Source organism: Pedobacter polysacchareus, assembly GCF_019802255.1.
GTDB lineage: Bacteria > Bacteroidota > Bacteroidia > Sphingobacteriales > Sphingobacteriaceae > Pedobacter > Pedobacter polysacchareus.
This window is the reverse complement of sequence record NZ_JAHYSS010000003.1, coordinates 634,659-651,673: the sequence shown is the minus strand read 5'-3', so window position 1 is coordinate 651,673 and position 17,015 is coordinate 634,659. Positions and strand designations below refer to the sequence as shown.

Annotated in this window: 15 protein-coding genes; 6 read left to right on the top strand and 9 right to left on the bottom strand. The window is 39.7% G+C overall.

Annotation, left to right across the window (positions count from 1 at the left end):
* The 4 genes from K7X70_RS10395 to K7X70_RS10380 are packed head-to-tail and all read left to right on the top strand — an operon-like array spanning position 1 to position 5,459.
* Entirely contained in the window at positions 1 to 639 is a 639-nt protein-coding gene (locus K7X70_RS10395) for a flavin reductase family protein (RefSeq protein WP_222536994.1), read from the top strand.
* Positions 640 to 643: 4 nt separating this feature from the next.
* Entirely contained in the window at positions 644 to 1,894 is a 1,251-nt protein-coding gene (locus K7X70_RS10390; RefSeq protein WP_222536993.1) for an NAD(P)/FAD-dependent oxidoreductase, read from the top strand.
* Between the two features lie 2 nt (positions 1,895 to 1,896).
* Positions 1,897 to 2,967, top strand: a complete 1,071-nt coding sequence (locus tag K7X70_RS10385; protein WP_222536992.1) for an oxygenase MpaB family protein — start codon at positions 1,897 to 1,899, stop codon at positions 2,965 to 2,967.
* Between the two features lie 50 nt (positions 2,968 to 3,017).
* On the top strand, positions 3,018 to 5,459 hold the full coding sequence (locus K7X70_RS10380) for a TonB-dependent receptor (RefSeq protein ID WP_222536991.1): 2,442 nt from the start codon (positions 3,018 to 3,020) through the stop codon (positions 5,457 to 5,459).
* 30 nt (positions 5,460 to 5,489) lie between these two features.
* Here K7X70_RS10380 and K7X70_RS10375 read toward each other — a convergent pair whose 3' ends face one another.
* From K7X70_RS10375 to K7X70_RS10360, 4 genes are read right to left on the bottom strand one after another with little or no spacing between them, the layout of a single operon-like run.
* Positions 5,490 to 6,860 carry a TolC family protein gene (locus K7X70_RS10375; protein ID WP_222536990.1) on the bottom strand — a complete coding sequence of 457 codons (1,371 nt, stop codon included), beginning with the start codon at positions 6,858 to 6,860 and terminating at the stop codon, positions 5,490 to 5,492.
* An 18-nt stretch (positions 6,861 to 6,878) separates the two neighbouring features.
* On the bottom strand, positions 6,879 to 7,988 hold the full coding sequence (locus K7X70_RS10370; RefSeq protein ID WP_222536989.1) for an ABC transporter permease: 1,110 nt from the start codon (positions 7,986 to 7,988) through the stop codon (positions 6,879 to 6,881).
* A 29-nt stretch (positions 7,989 to 8,017) separates the two neighbouring features.
* Entirely contained in the window at positions 8,018 to 8,992 is a 975-nt protein-coding gene (locus K7X70_RS10365; RefSeq protein ID WP_222536988.1) for an HlyD family secretion protein, read from the bottom strand.
* The gene (locus K7X70_RS10360; protein ID WP_222536987.1) at positions 8,979 to 9,686 is read right to left on the bottom strand and encodes an ABC transporter ATP-binding protein; all 708 of its coding nucleotides are present in this window, start codon (positions 9,684 to 9,686) and stop codon (positions 8,979 to 8,981) included. Before K7X70_RS10360 ends, K7X70_RS10365 begins: the two co-directional genes overlap by 14 nt.
* 118 nt (positions 9,687 to 9,804) lie before the next feature.
* Here K7X70_RS10360 and K7X70_RS10355 point away from each other — a divergent pair, with 118 nt between their 5' ends.
* Positions 9,805 to 11,238 (top strand): SDR family oxidoreductase, encoded by a 1,434-nt coding sequence (locus K7X70_RS10355; RefSeq protein WP_222536986.1) that lies wholly within the window; start codon positions 9,805 to 9,807, stop codon positions 11,236 to 11,238.
* Here the strand turns inward: K7X70_RS10355 and K7X70_RS10350 are convergent.
* Positions 11,226 to 11,792 carry a lipocalin family protein gene (locus K7X70_RS10350; RefSeq protein ID WP_255607066.1) on the bottom strand — a complete coding sequence of 189 codons (567 nt, stop codon included), beginning with the start codon at positions 11,790 to 11,792 and terminating at the stop codon, positions 11,226 to 11,228. The genes K7X70_RS10355 and K7X70_RS10350 overlap by 13 nt on opposite strands.
* Before the next feature lie 148 nt (positions 11,793 to 11,940).
* Here K7X70_RS10350 and K7X70_RS10345 point away from each other — a divergent pair, with 148 nt between their 5' ends.
* Entirely contained in the window at positions 11,941 to 13,416 is a 1,476-nt protein-coding gene (locus K7X70_RS10345) for a phage tail sheath family protein (protein ID WP_222536985.1), read from the top strand.
* Positions 13,417 to 13,587: 171 nt separating this feature from the next.
* Here K7X70_RS10345 and K7X70_RS10340 read toward each other — a convergent pair whose 3' ends face one another.
* From K7X70_RS10340 to K7X70_RS10325, 4 genes are read right to left on the bottom strand one after another with little or no spacing between them, the layout of a single operon-like run.
* Positions 13,588 to 14,274, bottom strand: coding sequence for a type 1 glutamine amidotransferase domain-containing protein (locus K7X70_RS10340; RefSeq protein ID WP_222536984.1), 687 nt, complete (start codon positions 14,272 to 14,274; stop codon positions 13,588 to 13,590).
* A gap of 17 nt (positions 14,275 to 14,291) precedes the next feature.
* A complete protein-coding gene (locus K7X70_RS10335; protein WP_222536983.1) occupies positions 14,292 to 15,452 on the bottom strand; it encodes an iron-containing alcohol dehydrogenase in 1,161 nt (386 codons plus the stop codon).
* Positions 15,453 to 15,470: 18 nt separating this feature from the next.
* Complete coding sequence (locus K7X70_RS10330) at positions 15,471 to 16,466, bottom strand: NADP-dependent oxidoreductase (protein WP_222536982.1); 996 nt, start codon at positions 16,464 to 16,466, stop codon at positions 15,471 to 15,473.
* 19 nt (positions 16,467 to 16,485) lie between these two features.
* Positions 16,486 to 16,923 (bottom strand): MarR family winged helix-turn-helix transcriptional regulator, encoded by a 438-nt coding sequence (locus K7X70_RS10325; protein ID WP_222536981.1) that lies wholly within the window; start codon positions 16,921 to 16,923, stop codon positions 16,486 to 16,488.
* Positions 16,924 to 17,015: the final 92 nt, after the last annotated feature.

Genomic DNA, 17,015 nt, shown 5'->3' with positions numbered 1-17,015 from the left:
ATGATAGCAATCAAAAGTAGTCACATTTCTGAAATGGAGAAACACTACAGGATCAGTCTGATCAATAGTTTGATTGGTTATAAATCGCTCAATCTATTGGGGACCATCAGTCACGACGGCATTAGCAATCTGAGTTTAATCAGTTCGGCTTTTCACCTGGGTGCCAACCCGCCTCTGCTGGGCATGGTGATCAGACCCGAGCGCGAACACAACGACACCCTTAGCAACATTAAGTCAACTGGTCAATATACTTTAAACAATGTATTGCCCCAATGGTATAAGCAGGCACATCAAGCCAGTGCAAGCTATCCTTCAGGTGTCTCGGAGTTTGACAAGTGCGGGTTTAAAAAACATTATGTAGCTGGTTTTAAGGCGCCATTTGTCTCTGAATCTACAGTCCGGATTGGCCTTGAACTCGTAGAGATGATCGACATTGAAATCAATGGTACAACGATCGTTATCGGCGAAATTATTCAAATATTAGCTGATGATTTTCTGATTGAAGAAGACGGTAATCTGGATCACGTCAAGGCCGGAACAATGACCGTTTGTGGTTTGGATAGCTACTTTCTTCCCGAGATTGTCGGCCGGTTAGCTTATGCGAAACCAGGAAAGGAACCTCAAGAATTAATAAGGTAAATGCATGAAGAAAAAGGATGCGGATGTGATTATCATTGGCGCGGGATTAGCCGGCCTTACCGCTGCCAAAGTTTTAAAGGCAGCAGGTAAATCGATTAAGGTATTGGAAGCCTCCGATAAGGTAGGTGGGCGGATTAAAACAGACGAAGTGAATGGGTTTTTGCTTGACAGGGGATTCCAGGTTTTGCTTACTGCTTACCCGGAAGCGAAACGTTTTTTAGACTATCAAGCACTTGATCTTTGCAGATTTGATCCTGGTGCACTGATTTTATCCAAAGACGGTATAAGCAGTGTTGGCGATCCGTTTAGGAAACCGTCTGCTTTAATCAGCACTTTATTATCTACATCAGGTAACTTTACAGATAAATTGCGAATGATGAGGCTTAAGGTAAAGCTCAGGAGCAAAAGCATAGATCAGATTTTTTCAGATCCGCAATTCGATACTATTGACTATTTAAAAAATAAAGGCTTTAGCACAAGGGTTATAGGGCAGTTCTTTAAACCCTTTATGACTGGAATTTTTCTGGAAGATCAATTGAGCACATCAAGCCGTATGTTCGAATTTATATTTAAGATGTTTAGTGAAGGGGATGCGGCCATTCCGGCAAAAGGGATGGGCATGATTCCTGCTCAATTGGCTGCACATCTGTCCTGGGATGAGTTATTGTTTAACCAAACTGTGCTCGAAGTTGAAAACAATCAGGTGAAAACAAATACTGGATTGACTTATCGCGCAAATTCTGTTATCATTGCTACAAATCAGCTCCATTTGCCTAAACCTTATGGGCAACAGGTAACAGGATTTCGGTCAGTGACCAATATGTATTTTACCGGGCTAAAAAAGCCATATGAGCAACCACTTATTGCTTTAAATGCAGTACCCGGAAGACTGGTTAACAATGTGGCTATTATGGATCGAATTTCTCCCGACTACGCTAAAAATACTGATGCGTTAATTTCGCTATCACTTATAGGCGATCATTCAAAAAATAGTCAAGCAGAATTGCAGGACAAGGTGATAAATGAAATGAAATTTTGGTATCCTGAGGCTATTAACTGGAAGCATCTTAGGACTTATCACATACCTTACGCCTTACCTAATGATGATACAGTAAACAATAATATAGATCAAAAGTCCATGCGGTTGACGGATAATTGTTTCATTTGTGGTGATCATTTGCTGAATGGTTCCATTAATGCGGCTATGAAAAGTGGCAGACTGGCAGCCGAAGCAATTATAAATCACATGAGTTAAAGATGAGCATGCAAAGGATATATGACAATGAGCTATTAGCTGCTAAAAGGCTAGTGGGCGACCCACCGGCAGATCAATTTGTCCGGCAGGTTTTTTCTGATCCTCAAAAAAAACTGCAATTGCAACAATGGATGACTGCAAAGTCAGAAAATGGTCAATTAAGGCTACTAGAAGAGATTTTTCCCGAAACTCCATTCATCAACAATGCAGGAGTGTTGCCACCTTGGGCAGATTTAAATTTAATGAAAGCAGGGGCAGCTTTTTTTGCAATGCATTCAGAAATCATTATGAGTCTGTTGGGATTGCTCTCCTTGCCCTATTGCTATACAGCAGCAAATGGAGCTATGGTTCTGTACCAGTCAGAACTGATACGGAAGCAAACCACAAAGCGTCTTTATGATACAGCAATTTTTGTATGGGAAGTGATGGGACCCGATGCTTTTGACAAGGAGGGCCATGCTTATGAACAGATTTTAAAAGTACGTATCATGCATGCTGCTGTTCGTTATTATACGCTTCAACGCGGCAACTGGGACGATGCATGGGGGCTACCCATTAATCAGGAAGATATGGCAGGTACCAATCTTTCTTTTTCCCTGATTGTGATAAGAGGTTTGCGAATGCTGGGCTTTAATATTCCCAAGGCAGACCAGAATGCTTTTATGCACACCTGGGCTGTTGTTGGTTATCTCACAGGATTACAAGAAGATATGATTCCCCAAAACACAAAGCTGGCCCAGCAACTGGATCATATGATTAAACAGCGCCAATTCCGTATGTCAACGCATGGGCAAGAGCTCACGCGTTCACTTATCGATCATATTTTGAAAGTGAACAAGAGCAAAGCTTCCGCTAATGATATCCTGGGTTTAATGCGCTATTTGCTCGGGAAAGAAATTTCAGATATGCTCGACATTAAGGTAAGCGAATTACCGGCTTATAAGTTGCTATTGATCAAGGTGATCAGCTTTTTGAAAAGCTTTAAGCCAAACGTCGATAGTAATGGGAAATACCATAAAGCGTATGCAGCTTTCAAAATGCAACAACCAGAATTAATAAACGAAGCCAGCTAGGTGACCAATAACTTATATATTTGAAAACTATTTTAATAACTCTTAAGACTTTGAAATTGACACTTAGATACCTCGTAATCATAGCCGCTTTGTTTACTTTTAACCCTGTGTTTTCCCAGCAAAAGGGTTTAATAACAGGTGCTGTACAAGATCTAAATACGGGTAAAGCCCTTTCCTCGGTCACAATTACCGTTGATGCTTTATCGATTTCAACCCTGAGCGATAGTTCAGGCCGTTTCCGCATGGATGTTCCGGTAGGGACCTATAAAATTTCTGCCAGTCTAGTTGGTTACCTGGCTCAGCTTAAATACAATATAGTAGTGGGTAGTGGTAATCCGCAATTGGTCAACTTTGAGCTTCAGCCTCAATTGAATAATTTAAAAGAAGTTAACATCAGTTTTAGTAGAGCAAAGTCTGCAGTGGCGACTGATATGGTTACGCCTTTATCTGTGCAGCAATTAACAACAGAAGAAATAAAAAGCAGTCCGGGTGGCAATTTTGATGTGTCCAAAGTGGTGCAGACACTTCCGGGAGTCGGCATCAGTAATGGTGTGGGAGAGCGGAATGATATCATTGTAAGGGGCGGAGCACCGAATGAAAATGTATATTACCTGGATGGTATAGAAATCCCGGTATTGAATCATTTTCAAACCCAGGGTAGTTCCGGAGGTGCTCAAGGCATACTCAACGTTTCTTTTATTGAGAGTTTAAAACTGAGTTCCTCGGCTTTTGATTCCAGGTACGACAATCCTCTGGCCTCGACTTTTGTAATTAGGCAAAGAGAGGGGAATTCGGAAAGATTGTCTGGCAATGCCAGAGTCAGTTTTACGGAAACTGCCCTTACCTTAGAAGGTCCCTTGTCGAAAAATACTACTTTTCTAGCTTCGGCCCGAAAATCTTATCTCAGCTTTTTATTCAAATTGATTGATTTACCCATCAGACCTGATTTTGATGATTTTCAATATAAGGTAACGCATAAATTTAACGCTAAAACCAAACTTACGGCTATAGGTCTGGGGGCTATCGATCGTTTTAGTTTTGCCCCAACAAAAAAGTCAACCTTGGAAAATACCTATGTGCTGCGCTCTACACCCTACATCAATCAGTGGAACTATACAGCCGGTTTTAACTTGAACCATCAGATTGAAAATGGCTATTTGAATTTTACGCTCAGTCGAAACGTATTTGACAATACGCTGGATAAATTCGAGGATGAACGGCAGGAGGAAAGCAAAAGGAGTCTAAGGGTTCAGTCTCAGGAAGCTGAAAATAAGTTCAGATTTGACATTAACAAATTCTTAAATGGCTGGAAGTTGTCTGCCGGATTGATGGCTCAACTGGTTGGCTACAAAACAGATTTGTTTAATAAGGTTTCCAATGAAATTACCAATGCACAGGGAGATGTGGTTGTACCAGAAAAAGTAATAAGATTCAATAATGATATAGACTTTTGGAAATATGGTGTGTTTTTTCAGTCTTCGAAGAACCTGTTCAATGAAAAGCTACTGTTTTCTGCTGGCATCCGTTCTGACCTGAATAGTTTCACAGAGGAGGGTAATAATCCCTTAAAAACGCTTTCTCCCCGTTTGTCTTTAGCTTATCACCTGAGCGCTAAATGGGATGTCAGTGCTTCAGTGGGGACTTATTTCAAAATTCCTACCTATACCATGCTGGGCTATCTGGATAATAGTGGAGAAGCCCTGAATAAGAATATGGATTATATCCAATCCACGCACTATGTCCTTGGCACCCAGTTTTTACCTAGAAATGATTTGAGGTTTACCTTGGAGACTTTTTATAAGCGGTATAACAATTATCCGGTTTCCGTAGCCAATGGGACTTCCCTTGCTAACCAGGGCGCGGAATATGCTTCTGTTGGCAGTGAGCAGGTACTGAGTGTAGGTGAGGGGGAAACCTATGGTGTAGAACTATTTGTGCAGCAAAAGCTGGTTCGTAATTTTTTTTATGTGGCCAGTTATTCTTACGTGGTCAGCAAATTTTCCGGATTGAATCAGAAACTGATCTCCTCGTCATGGGATAACAGACATCTATTGTCACTTACTTTGGGCTATAAGTTGAAGCGTAACTGGGATTTGGGTTTGAAATACCGCTATGCGGGAGGATCACCCTATACGCCATTTGATTTACAGGCCTCCCAGCAAAACTATTTGACACTGGGCACAGGAATAGCGGATTACAGTCGGTTAAATACAGAAAGGCTATCTCCATTCAGCCAGTTGGATTTTCGTGTGGATAAACGGATAAATTTCCGCAAAACAGCATTGAATTTATATGTTGACATCCAGAATATCCTGAAAAATGAAAATGATAGTTTTCCAAAATATACCTTTAAAAGAACAGAAGATAATAGTGGTTTTTTAACGACAGACGGGCAGCCTTTACAAAACAATGGTTCAAATGGGATTCCCTTTATCTTAAATACTAAATCAGGAAACCTGATCCCCTCATTTGGCTGTATATTTGAGTTTTAAGGAAGTCGTACTTCGTTTTCTTTCTTCTATTTAATATTTATTTATTTTTTCTGCCGTTAATTTGGCTAAAATGTAATTGTAGGCCATATTGAGGTAGTTGTTTTTTTCTTTCTGGTAATTATAGGCGATTTGCTGTAGTTCAGTGATCAGGATTCTGCCATTGCTAAACTGTTGCTCCGCAAGGTCCAGGTTTTTTTCAGCCAGCCTAAAGTTTTCCTGAACTCTTAAGTAGTTTTTTTCAAGTACAGCAGCTTCTCTCAATGCAGCTAAATAATCAAGCTTATTTTTGTTTCGTTCATCCTGATAACGAAGCAGATTAGCCTGTTTCTGTAACTGAAGTTGCTTTATTTTTTTTTGCCTGTCCAGACCTTCTGTGATGGGGAGTTTAAGTCCCAGATTAACAAAACTGTTTCCGTTCCAGTTTGATGATTTTAAGATGTCGAAGTTATTATCAAAGTAGTTTGCCCCATAATAGGCTTTTAGCGTCAGGGTTGGCAAATAGCCCTTAACTGTACTTGTAATTTGAGTATTCAGAAGTGTCTCATTTTGTTTTAACTGATTAAGAGAAATGCTTGTTGCACTTTCAGTCTCTGCTTTAATTTGATAGCTTTTGAATAAGCTTTCCAAATTGTCCGAAAATTCTATGTCAATATCATCCTCTGGCGGAAAGCCCATGGTATATAACAATTTGGCTTTGCTGTCAATATAGATTTTTGTCGCTTCGTCAAAATTATTTAAAGTATTATTGCGGTCTGCTTTTAACTGGTTTAGGGTGGTTAAGAGTAGTCTACCTTCATCAAATTGTTGTTGACTTATTTTTAAAATCTTGCTTTTAGTTAACGTATCCAAAGCAGCCAATCTTAATTGTTCAGCCGCTATCAAAGTTGCCAGGTAAGCATTTCCTACCTCAAATGAAGTCAGATTGGCTTCATTTTCGTTTTGTAATTTCGTGATCTTTTCCTTGATTAGGGCTTCTTTTAGGTTCTGTTTTTTTGGGGAATTAAAAAGATCTATGTTTGCATTTAATCCTGTATTTGAAGTCCACCTTGTGGTAAATTTCAAAGGCATTAACAACCCATCCGGGGCATTTGGATTAAAGGCATTAGCAGGTACGGGGGTAACAGGAATGATGAGGTTATTTTGCAAATTGGCATCGGCATAAACCTGTGGGATTCTTTTCAGTCTGGCTTCAGCAATAATTTCTTTGTTAATTTTTGCATCTAACTCTCCTGCAGCAATTTTCGGATTCTTTTCTACAGCCAGTGCTCTGGCTTGCGCTAAGGATAGGTTGAGTTTTAACATATTTTGCTGTGCAAAGGATAGTATAGGCAGCAATAAAAAGCCCACTATTATTACCATTCTGTTTTTCATCTTTTTATAATACGCGCTTTTTTTTGTCATGAATTAGAACTTAAGGTATTAGAAAATGGATGCTGGTTCTAGTCGGCTGATTTTTACCACTGCAAACAGAGAACCACCTACCGACATGAATAACGTAACGCCCAATAAAGTCATAATCAGTGGCCAATCTAAATTGATGAGAAGCCCGGCACTGGCAACTCCATTTTTAAATAATAGGAGTAATAAGAAGGCAATGATAAAACCAATTAATGCAAATAGCAATGCCTGAGTAAGGATCAGTCTCGATACAAAACCATTGGAAGCGCCAATAGCTTTTAGCGTCCCATAGTCCACCAATCGGTCCAAAGCAGAAGAGTAGAGGGTTAGTCCGATAATGAAAAAACCGCTAATCATTGCGAATATCACCAGAGATCCAAAACTTACCCCGATGTTTGAAGTAACCAAAATTTCGGACAAGGTAGAATTTTTCAGCTCCTCTACCTTCCAGGCTTTTACACCATAAAATGTTTGATTAATGCGATCTACTAAATTGCCAACATCCACGCCTTTTTTCACCTTTACCACCACAATGCTCAATTTGTCATTCGGGAAGTTTCCATAAAACCTGGCATTACTGATATTTGTATACATAAAATATCCTCCGAAGCCCTGGGCATTTTTGGTCATTACCTTTATAATGGCCGCTTTGTTGTTAATTTCTAAGGTTTTGTTTACTTCCAGCTTAACGCCTAAGTTTTTTGAATTGAAGAATTCGGCTGAAACTGCATCGCTTTGGTATAATTCATTCAAATTACCATTGATAATTTTTGACGGATTTGGTCCGGCGATGAAGAGTGGGCCTTCACTGCCAATCAGGTTTATCGGCGAAGACTTACTTCCTTCAAATGTTGCAGTAGCATTTGCGATTACAACTCCATAGCTATCTGCTACGCCATTTATGCTTTTAACTTCTTGTGCAATTCTCGCATCTATCCTGCTTAAAGCATTTACGTTACCTGTGATATTGTCAATAATCCAAATGTCGCTGCCTGATGAATTGGAGTTTACAATCAGTCCGCTCATTAAGCCAGTTAAAAATCGCAATGTGCCAAGTTGCTGGCCAATTAAAAATATACTGATGACTATACCAACAATAATTCCAATGCTCTTGGGTTTATCATATCTCATGAATTTTAAAGCTGTACCGATCATCTGGCTTATTGAATTTTTATTTTACATTCTACTTTTGCGTTGATCAGCAACTTCTCAGGCGTTGTAAATTTTGCTTTAAACTTTCTAACTCTTCGGTCAGTAGTTTCTCCCGTCTTTTCATAGAAAAGAGATTTATTATCTAATATCGGGGAGATGTATATGATTTTACCTTTAGCGATTGTTGCTTTTGTACCTAAATAATTGATTGTAAGCTCTTGTCCAATTTTTACACGGTCTGCAAACATCTCATCTATTTCACCATAAAGCACAGGGTCATCATTAGTTGCGAGTGTTGCAAAGGGACTAAATGCAGTTATTGCAGTTCCTATTTTGGGATCCAGGCTGACTAAAATACCATTTTCTTTTGCGCTTACGACCCTATTATTGGCATCAAGCTCCGACTGTTGGAGTTTAGTTTTTAATGCTTTTAGTTCACTCAAACCAGCCTGTAATCGAGCGCGCTCAGACTGCAGATTCGCGAATATCACATCTCTCTCTTTCTGTTTGATGGCCAGATTCTGTCGGGTATCGGCACCAGTTTCTGCCAGTTTTCGTGTTATACTGAGGTCCTGTTCTTTTTCCCTCAATGTAGCTTCATACTGATTGATGTCATATTTATTGGCATCAATATTTGATTGTTGCGTAATGATCTGCTGCTTTGCTAAATCGACTTCAATTAATTGATCTTTTTTATCCAATTTAAAAATAGGTTCTCCTTTTTTAACAGAATCGCCTTCTTTCTTATAGATTTCGACTACAAGTCCTGAAACTTCTGCTGAAAGGTCTATTAATCCATTTGCAGGTTCAACTCTGGCTATGGCAGATACCATGCTGATGTTTTCCGGTCTGCTGAGCGAATCCATTTTTACCCTTTCTTCCGCTTCCATTTCCTTCTTGTTTCCTCCACAAGCTGAAAGTAATAAAAGCATTACTATGGTAAGTAAGGGCACATTTCTATGTATTTTTTTATTTATAATCATCTTCATTTTTTAAGTGATCTGATACCATACCTTCTTCAACATATACAATACGGTCTGCAAAGGGCCGTAGGCGCAGATCATGGGTAACAACCACGATAGCTTTGCCCTGCTGCGCCAGGGATTTCAGTTCTTTCATTACCACTGCTGCACTTTTTGCATCTAGAGAAGCGGTTGGCTCGTCACAAAGTATGATTTCCGTATTTGCTACCAAAGCTCTTGCAATGGCAACCCGCTGCTTTTGTCCACCGCTTAGCTTTTTAGGTAGGTTTTTCTGCCGGTCTCCCATGTTTACTTTTTCCAATGCCGAAATGGCTTTAAGCTTAGCGGAGGCAGCGTCTTCTCCTCTTAATAAAAGTGGTTGCATCACATTTTCTAAGGCGTTTAATGGATTTATGAGATTGAAATGCTGAAAAATAAAGCTAATGTTGTTTAACCTAATATTCGCCATTTTTTTTTCAGAATAGTTGCTGATGTCATCTCCTTGAATGATAACTTTTCCTTCTGTTGGATAGATAATACAACCTATTAGTGACAATAGAGTTGTTTTTCCAGAACCCGATGGCCCCATAATTAGGGTGAGTTGCTGATTACGAATGTCTAATGATGTACTGTCCAATGCTACGATACTAGTGTCACCCGTATGATATATTTTTTTTACATCTATTAATGAGGCAACAATTCTATCTTCTCTCATTGCTATGGTGTTCAGTTTTTAATATAAAAGTTAATTGTTAAATAAAATTATCATGTTAATATAATTAAAATAGTTAGATCCAATTGGGATGTTTACCAATATTAGTATATTTAAGTATATGAGAATATTGTTAACAGGTGCTACCGGTTACATCGCTCAGCGATTGCTGCCTGTTTTGCTTGAAAATGGGCACCAGGTGATTTGTTGCGTTCGGGATAAAAGCCGATTTGATAAAAGTAAATATGCCGGGTTTGATTTAGAGGTGGTTGAAGTTAATTTCCTGGACAAGGAAAGTCTTGCTCATATACCTGCCTCTATTGATGTAGCCTATTACCTCATGCATTCCATGTCGGCAGCAAAGGGTGATTTTTCCGAAGCTGAGCTGTCGACTGCAAATAATTTTAAAAGCACCATAGAACGCACATCTACAAAACAAGTTATCTTTTTAAGTGGAATTGTGAATAGTGCGCATTTGTCGAAACATTTAAATTCACGCCTGAGTGTTGAGGAGGCTTTGCAATCGGATAAGTATGCTTTAACTACTTTACGGGCGGGGATTATTGTGGGGTCGGGAAGTGCCAGTTTTGAGATTATCAGGGACCTTGTAGAGAAACTACCTGTAATGATTGCACCTAAGTGGCTCAATACGCGTTGTCAGCCCATAGGTATTCGCGATGTACTTCATTTTCTTGAAGGAGTGCTGATGCAGGAGTATGCTTTCAATAAAGCATATGATATCGGAGGGCCAGAGGTGATTACTTACAAGGCGATGCTTTTGCGTTTCGCTAAAGTGAGGGGATTGAAGCGATGGATTTTTACCATACCCGTAATGACACCAAAGCTTTCTTCCTATTGGCTATATTTTGTGACCTCAGTTTCTTATCCTTTGGCGGGCAGTTTGGTAGAGAGTATGAAGGTTGATGTGGTGGCAAAACCAAATGATCTGCAGGAAAAATTAAACATTCAACCCATTACCTATGAGCAGTCGATCGAATTGGCTTTTGATAAAATAGAACAAAACCAGGTCATTTCAAGCTGGCGGGATGCGATGAATGGCTACGTTTATCCTGATCGGTTTAAAAAACTCATTGAAGTTCCCCAGGAGGGCTGTTTTAAAGATGTGCGATCCATGAAGGTAGCTGATCGGGAACGTGTATTGAAGAATGTTTGGGCTATAGGTGGAGAAACGGGATGGTATTATGCAGATTGGCTTTGGGGTATTCGGGGCTTCCTGGATAAGTTATTTGGCGGAGTAGGATTGCAAAGGGGGAGAACAAATTCCAATACATTATCGACTGGAAGTGTAATTGATTTCTGGAGAGTAATTCTTGCCGATAAAAAGGATGGGCGTCTACTGTTGTATGCAGAAATGAAATTACCTGGTGAAGCCTGGCTCGAATTTAAAATAGATAAGGAAAATAGATTTATACAAACGGCTACTTTTCGGCCTTTAGGCCTCACAGGAAGGTTATACTGGTATGCAGTTTTGCCTTTTCATGCTTTTATTTTTAAAGGAATGATGCGGAATATTACATCTTTCTATTGTGGATGATGTACGGTCCACACCAGGTCCTCTGTCCGATAACCTAATTTTTTAGCTTGCGCGAGATAGTCTTCCTTTACGGACTCAGGTATTGCGCTTGTTCTGGAAAGTATCCAAAGATAATTTAGGTTATTGCCAGCCACCAGTGCATATTGATAATCTGTGTCGATAGCGATTACGTTATAACCTGCATAGAATGGACCGAAAAAGGAAACTTTTAATCTTCCCTGATCTGTTCCTTTTACAAGCTTGGCTTTACCGATGCTTTGTTTCCACTGTTTTTTTACGGTATCATAGCCTCTGTTGTCTACCTGGATTTGACCCTTATCTTTTTCAGTATAGGTTGCGGTTACATTATTGAGGTTCTTTTCATATTTAAAATCAAGTCGTGCAATTTCATACCATTTGCCCAGGTAACGTTTGCTGTCAAATGGTTTTACTGCTTTGGCTCCTTTGGGTATGCTGACTTTGCAGGCGTTGAAAAGTATCGCACAGGTACTTAGTGCTAAGCTTAGGTATAATACGTTTTTTCCGGTATTGTTCATATTAATTATTTGTTTCATCTCGAGAGGCATATGCTCCTGTTAAAAGATTCGTTTACTGAACTAGTAACAATTGCGGATAAATATAGTTTCGGTGCTTAATGTTTTTGGTTTGCTGAAAAGAATTTCATAATGTTACATACCTAAATTCATTACCAAACTTATGGCAATGCGCAAATCACCCGGAGTTTACATTGAAGAACTACCAGCTTTCCCAAATTCAGCTATAGCAGTAGAAACTGCAATTCCCGCATTTGTTGGCTATACTTTTAAGGCCGAAAGTAATGGAAAATCTCTGATTGGTGTTCCAACAAAAATCAATTCATTTGCTGAGTATGTAGCGCATTTCGGGGGAACATTTTCTCCAAACTTCAAAATTGAAGCGGATGAGACTAGTCCGGATACATTTAAGGTTTCGTATGAAGAGGATAATGAACTGTATTTCTATAATAGTATTCGATTGTTCTATACAAATGGAGGAAGTTCCTGCGTTATTTTAGCAGTAGATGTATATGGCGACAAAGTAAATGGACTTGAGGTAAAGGCCTCAGATTTCAACAAGGTTGATGGTGCATTGGAAATATTGAAAAATACTCCGGAACCTACATTAGTTGTAATGCCTGATGTTATAAAGTTAAAGGAAGCTGCGTATGCAATCTATACCGATGTTCTTGCTCATTGCGCCGGAATGCAGAACCGCTTTGCCATATTTGATCTTAAGAACCATGATGACAGCATGAAACCTTCAGCCGTAGTTGATGAGTTTAGAAGCAAAATCGGAAATAGTTTCCTTAACTATGGCGCAGCATATTATCCATGGCTGAATTCAAGTGTAGTTGAAATTGATGAGCTTACATTCGAAAATCTTCCGGATTCATACAATGATTATCTCGAAGATGGTCTGCCACAAAAAATATATGAAAACTACAAGACCAAGTTTGCTGAGTTGGATAAAGCGGGTTTGTTGGATCAGATTCATAACCTAAACAAAAATCATCATCTTGAGCTTAAATCAACGAGTGCCAATTACAGTGCCATATTAAATCAAGCCAGAAATCTGGTAAATCAATTGCCTCCAAGTGCAGCAATAGCAGGACTTTATACAATGGTTGACAATACAAGGGGAGTGTGGAAAGCACCAGCCAATTATTCTTTGAACTTTGTAGACAGTCCAGTCGTTAGTATTTCAAGTCAGGATCAGGAAGATTTTAACGTACATCCGGAAACAGGAAAATCGGTAAATGTCATTCGTCCGTTTCAAGGTCTTGGAACTTTGGTATGGGGCGGCAGGACCTTGGATGGAAATAGTGCTGACTGGAAATATATCAATGTGAGAAGGACCTTGATTATGATTGAGCAATCAATTAAAGCAGCTACAAGGGATTATGTGTTTGAGCTTAATGATGCAAACACATGGATTACGATTAAAGCAATGGTCACAAACTTCTTAACTAATCTTTGGAAACAAGGAGCTTTGGCTGGTGCAGTACCCGAGCAAGCTTTTGATGTTCAGATTGGCCTTGGGGCAACGATGACACCAAACGATATTTTGGACGGAAAGATGCTGATCAACGTAAAGGTGGCCATAGTAAGACCCGCTGAGTTTATCATCATCACTTTCCAACAACAGTTACAACAATCCTAGTCAATTAACAAATAGTAAATGGTCAGCAAAATTGCTTTTTGGAATGAGTAACCAAACCACCTAATTTGTAATCATTTGCTACAAAAAAATAGGGTGTAGATAAACTGTGTCAGTTAGTTATTAACTTAGAGACACAGTTTATTACATTAGATTCCAGCCTTATAAGCGTTCTTATTTACCTGCTTTTAATGTTTCAAGCAGCAGTTTAGCCGTTGCTTCAGATGAACCTGGATTTTGTCCGGTAATCAGTAAGCCGTCTTTCTTTACATGAGCACTCCAATCGGCGCCTTTACTATAAATTGCGCCTAAGTTTTTCAGCTCATCTTCCAAAAGGAAAGGAACGACTTTAGTCAATTGTACAGCCTCTTCTTCAGTATTTGAGAAGCCCGTCACTTGTTTTCCTTTAACCAATGGCTCCCCATTCGACGTTTTTACCTGTACCAGCGCCGCAGGGGCATGACACACAAAAGCAATAGGTTTGTTGTGTTGGTAAAAGCCTTCAATTAAAGAAATGGAACTTTTATCATTTGCTAAATCCCACAGTGGACCATGACCACCCGGATAGAAAACACCATCATAATCACCTTCATTTACTTCACTTAACTTTAAAGACTGAGCCAGCGCTGCTTTCAGCGCCTCATCTGCATGGAAGCGTTTGGTGGCAGGAGTCTGATTTTCCGGACTGTCACTTTTAGGATCTATTGGGGGCTGACCTCCTTTAGGTGAGGCGATACTGAGCTCCACTCCGGCATCAGCCATCACATAGTAAGGCGCGGCAAATTCTTCTATCCAGAAACCGGTTTTGTGTCCCGTGTCACCTAAATCACTGTGGGATGTCAATACGATTAATACTTTCATAACTATTGTTTTTAAGACTAATAACTCATTTTTACTATTTTCTCTGCATCTGCCGGTGTAAGTGTTTTATGTTCACCTAAGCCTATCCAGCCTCTCTCTGTAAAACGTTGTGCTACTTTTTCAGCAGTACCTTCGTAGGCAGGAGTGTAATCAGATAACCTGGTGTCTATACCCAGGGAATGAAAAAATTCGACAGACTTTTCAATTGCGACCTTTGCTATTTCTTCAACGGAGCCTGTTTGTATGTTCCATACCCGTTTACCATATTGGGCTAGTTTTTCTTTTTTAGCTTCAAAATTGTAGTGGTAATGGCTGGGTGCAATTACCGCTAATGTTCTGGCATGATCAATTCCAAACAAGGCTGTAAGTTCATGTCCCATTGCATGCACTGCCCAATCTGTTGGAACACCTTTCTGGATCAGTCCGTTTAAAGCCATTGTACAGCTCCACATGAAGTTGGCTGCAGCTTCATAGTCAGCAGTGTCTTTCATAATTCTTGGCGATATTTCAATTAATGTCTGCAATATACTTTCGGCAATACGGTCCTGTAAAATCGCTCCAACGGGATAAGTCATGTATTGTTCCAGCACATGGGTGTAAGCATCAGTAATACCATTTGCCAGTTGTCGCTGTGGAATGGATTTAACCACCTCCGGGTCCAGGATTGAGAATTCCGGGAATAGTCCTGGCCCACCCATAGCCAGCTTTTCCTGAGTTTCTCTTCTGGTAATCACAGCACCTGAGTTCATTTCAGAGCCTGTAGCAGGTAAAGTGAGTACGGTGCCGAATGGTAATCCTTTTTCTGTTTTAATCGCGTTTTTAAGGATATCCCAAGGGGTATCTCCGGGATAGAAAGCTGCTGCCGATAGAAACTTTACACCATCTATTACCGAACCGCCACCAACAGCTAGCATGTAGGTAATGTTTTCTTTTTTGATGATTTTTAGTGCATCCATCAGAACTTCATATTCCGGATTAGCCGGGATACCCGAAAATTCTACAACTTCAAAGCCGCTCAATGCTTTTTTTACCTGCTCATATATGCCGTTGGTCTTAATCGATCCACCGCCATACAGCATCATTACTTTTGCCTGTTTTGGGATTTCTTGCTCCAGTTTTTCTATTTGACCTTTACCAAAGATAATCTTGGTCGGGTTTTTAAATTCGAAATTTAACATATTTGTTGCTGTGTTGGATTAAATTTTAACAATCATTTTTCCTTCATTTTTTCCTTCAAATAAATCAAGAAAGGCTTGAGGGATATGATCAAAACCATGAACAATGGTTTCTGAATAGGTTAATTTACCTTCCTGGAACCAGGTGGTTAATTGTCTGATGGCTTCAGGGAATTTCGCTGAATAGTTGGATACCACAAATCCCTGCATCAGCACGCTATTTTTTACCAGTGTGGTTTGTACCCTTGGGCCCGTAGGCACCTCAGTTTCATTGTAGCCAGAGATTGCACCGCATACCGGTACGCGAGCCAACTGGTTTACGTTTGCAAGCACGGCATCAGAAATTTCACCACCCACATTATCAAAGTAGATGTCAACGCCATCCGGTGCAGCTTTTGCTATCGCTGATGTCATATCCGTGGTGGTTTTGTAGTTGATGGCTACATCGAAACCAAATTTAGATGTCAATAATGTAGTTTTTTCATCCGATCCAGCCATTCCAATAACCTTGCAGCCCAGGATCTTACCGATTTGCCCTACAACACTACCTACTGCACCCGCTGCGCCTGAAACCACCAATGTTTCGCCAGCTTTAGGTTTTCCAATCTCAGTTAAACCCAGGTATGCCGTTAATCCAGTCATCCCTAAAACACCTAAATAGGCAGATAGGGGAGCGGCATGTCCATCGACCTTGTGAAGGCCTTTTCCATCTGAAAGTTGCAATTCTTTCCAGGATAGCATTCCCGAAACGAAATCACCAGGCTTAAAATCATGGTGTTTGGAGGCTATAACCTCTGCGATAATACCGGACTGGATGGGTTGATTTAACTCAAAAGGAGGGGTGTAAGACTTTGCACTACTCATTCTTCCCCTCAGGTAGGGATCAACAGAAACATAAAGGGTTTTTAGTAAAACTTGTCCTTCTTGTATTACCGGTGTTTCTTCTTCTATAAATTTGAAATCATCCACAGTAGGTTTGCCTACCGGACGATTGTTTAACAGGATTACTTTATTCATGGGTATTTGTTTATTTTTTCTAACTTCTTACTTTTTCGAGTAATTCGTTTAGAATGTCTGCTTCTTTATCCTCTAGATTGATAAGGATACTATCAATTATGGATCGCGCCTTCTGTTTTAAGATTGCACCTTCAGTGGTTAACTTTATATAAACAACACGTTGATCATTAGTGTTTTTCTCTTTTTCAATTAATCCCTTATCCATCAGTTTATTCAGCAGTCTTGAGGTATTTGGCATGCGATCGATTAACCGTTCAGTGATCAGATTTACCGTAGCTGTTTGCTCGGGTTGACCATATAAAATGCTCAGTACGTTGAATTGCTGAAGAGATAGGTTTGTGGGCTTTAAAGCTGAAGCAATACGGTTCAACACCCAGTTAGATGTGAAAATGATGTTTGTTAGTGCACGCTGCTGAGGACTAACAAAAATATGCTTAATCTCTTGCTCTATCTTCATATTGCAAATATATCATCCATGGATGGTATATTTAGTCATTAAACTTTCATCTTTGTTTTGATACACTGACAATTGCGTTTTGACGGTTTTTA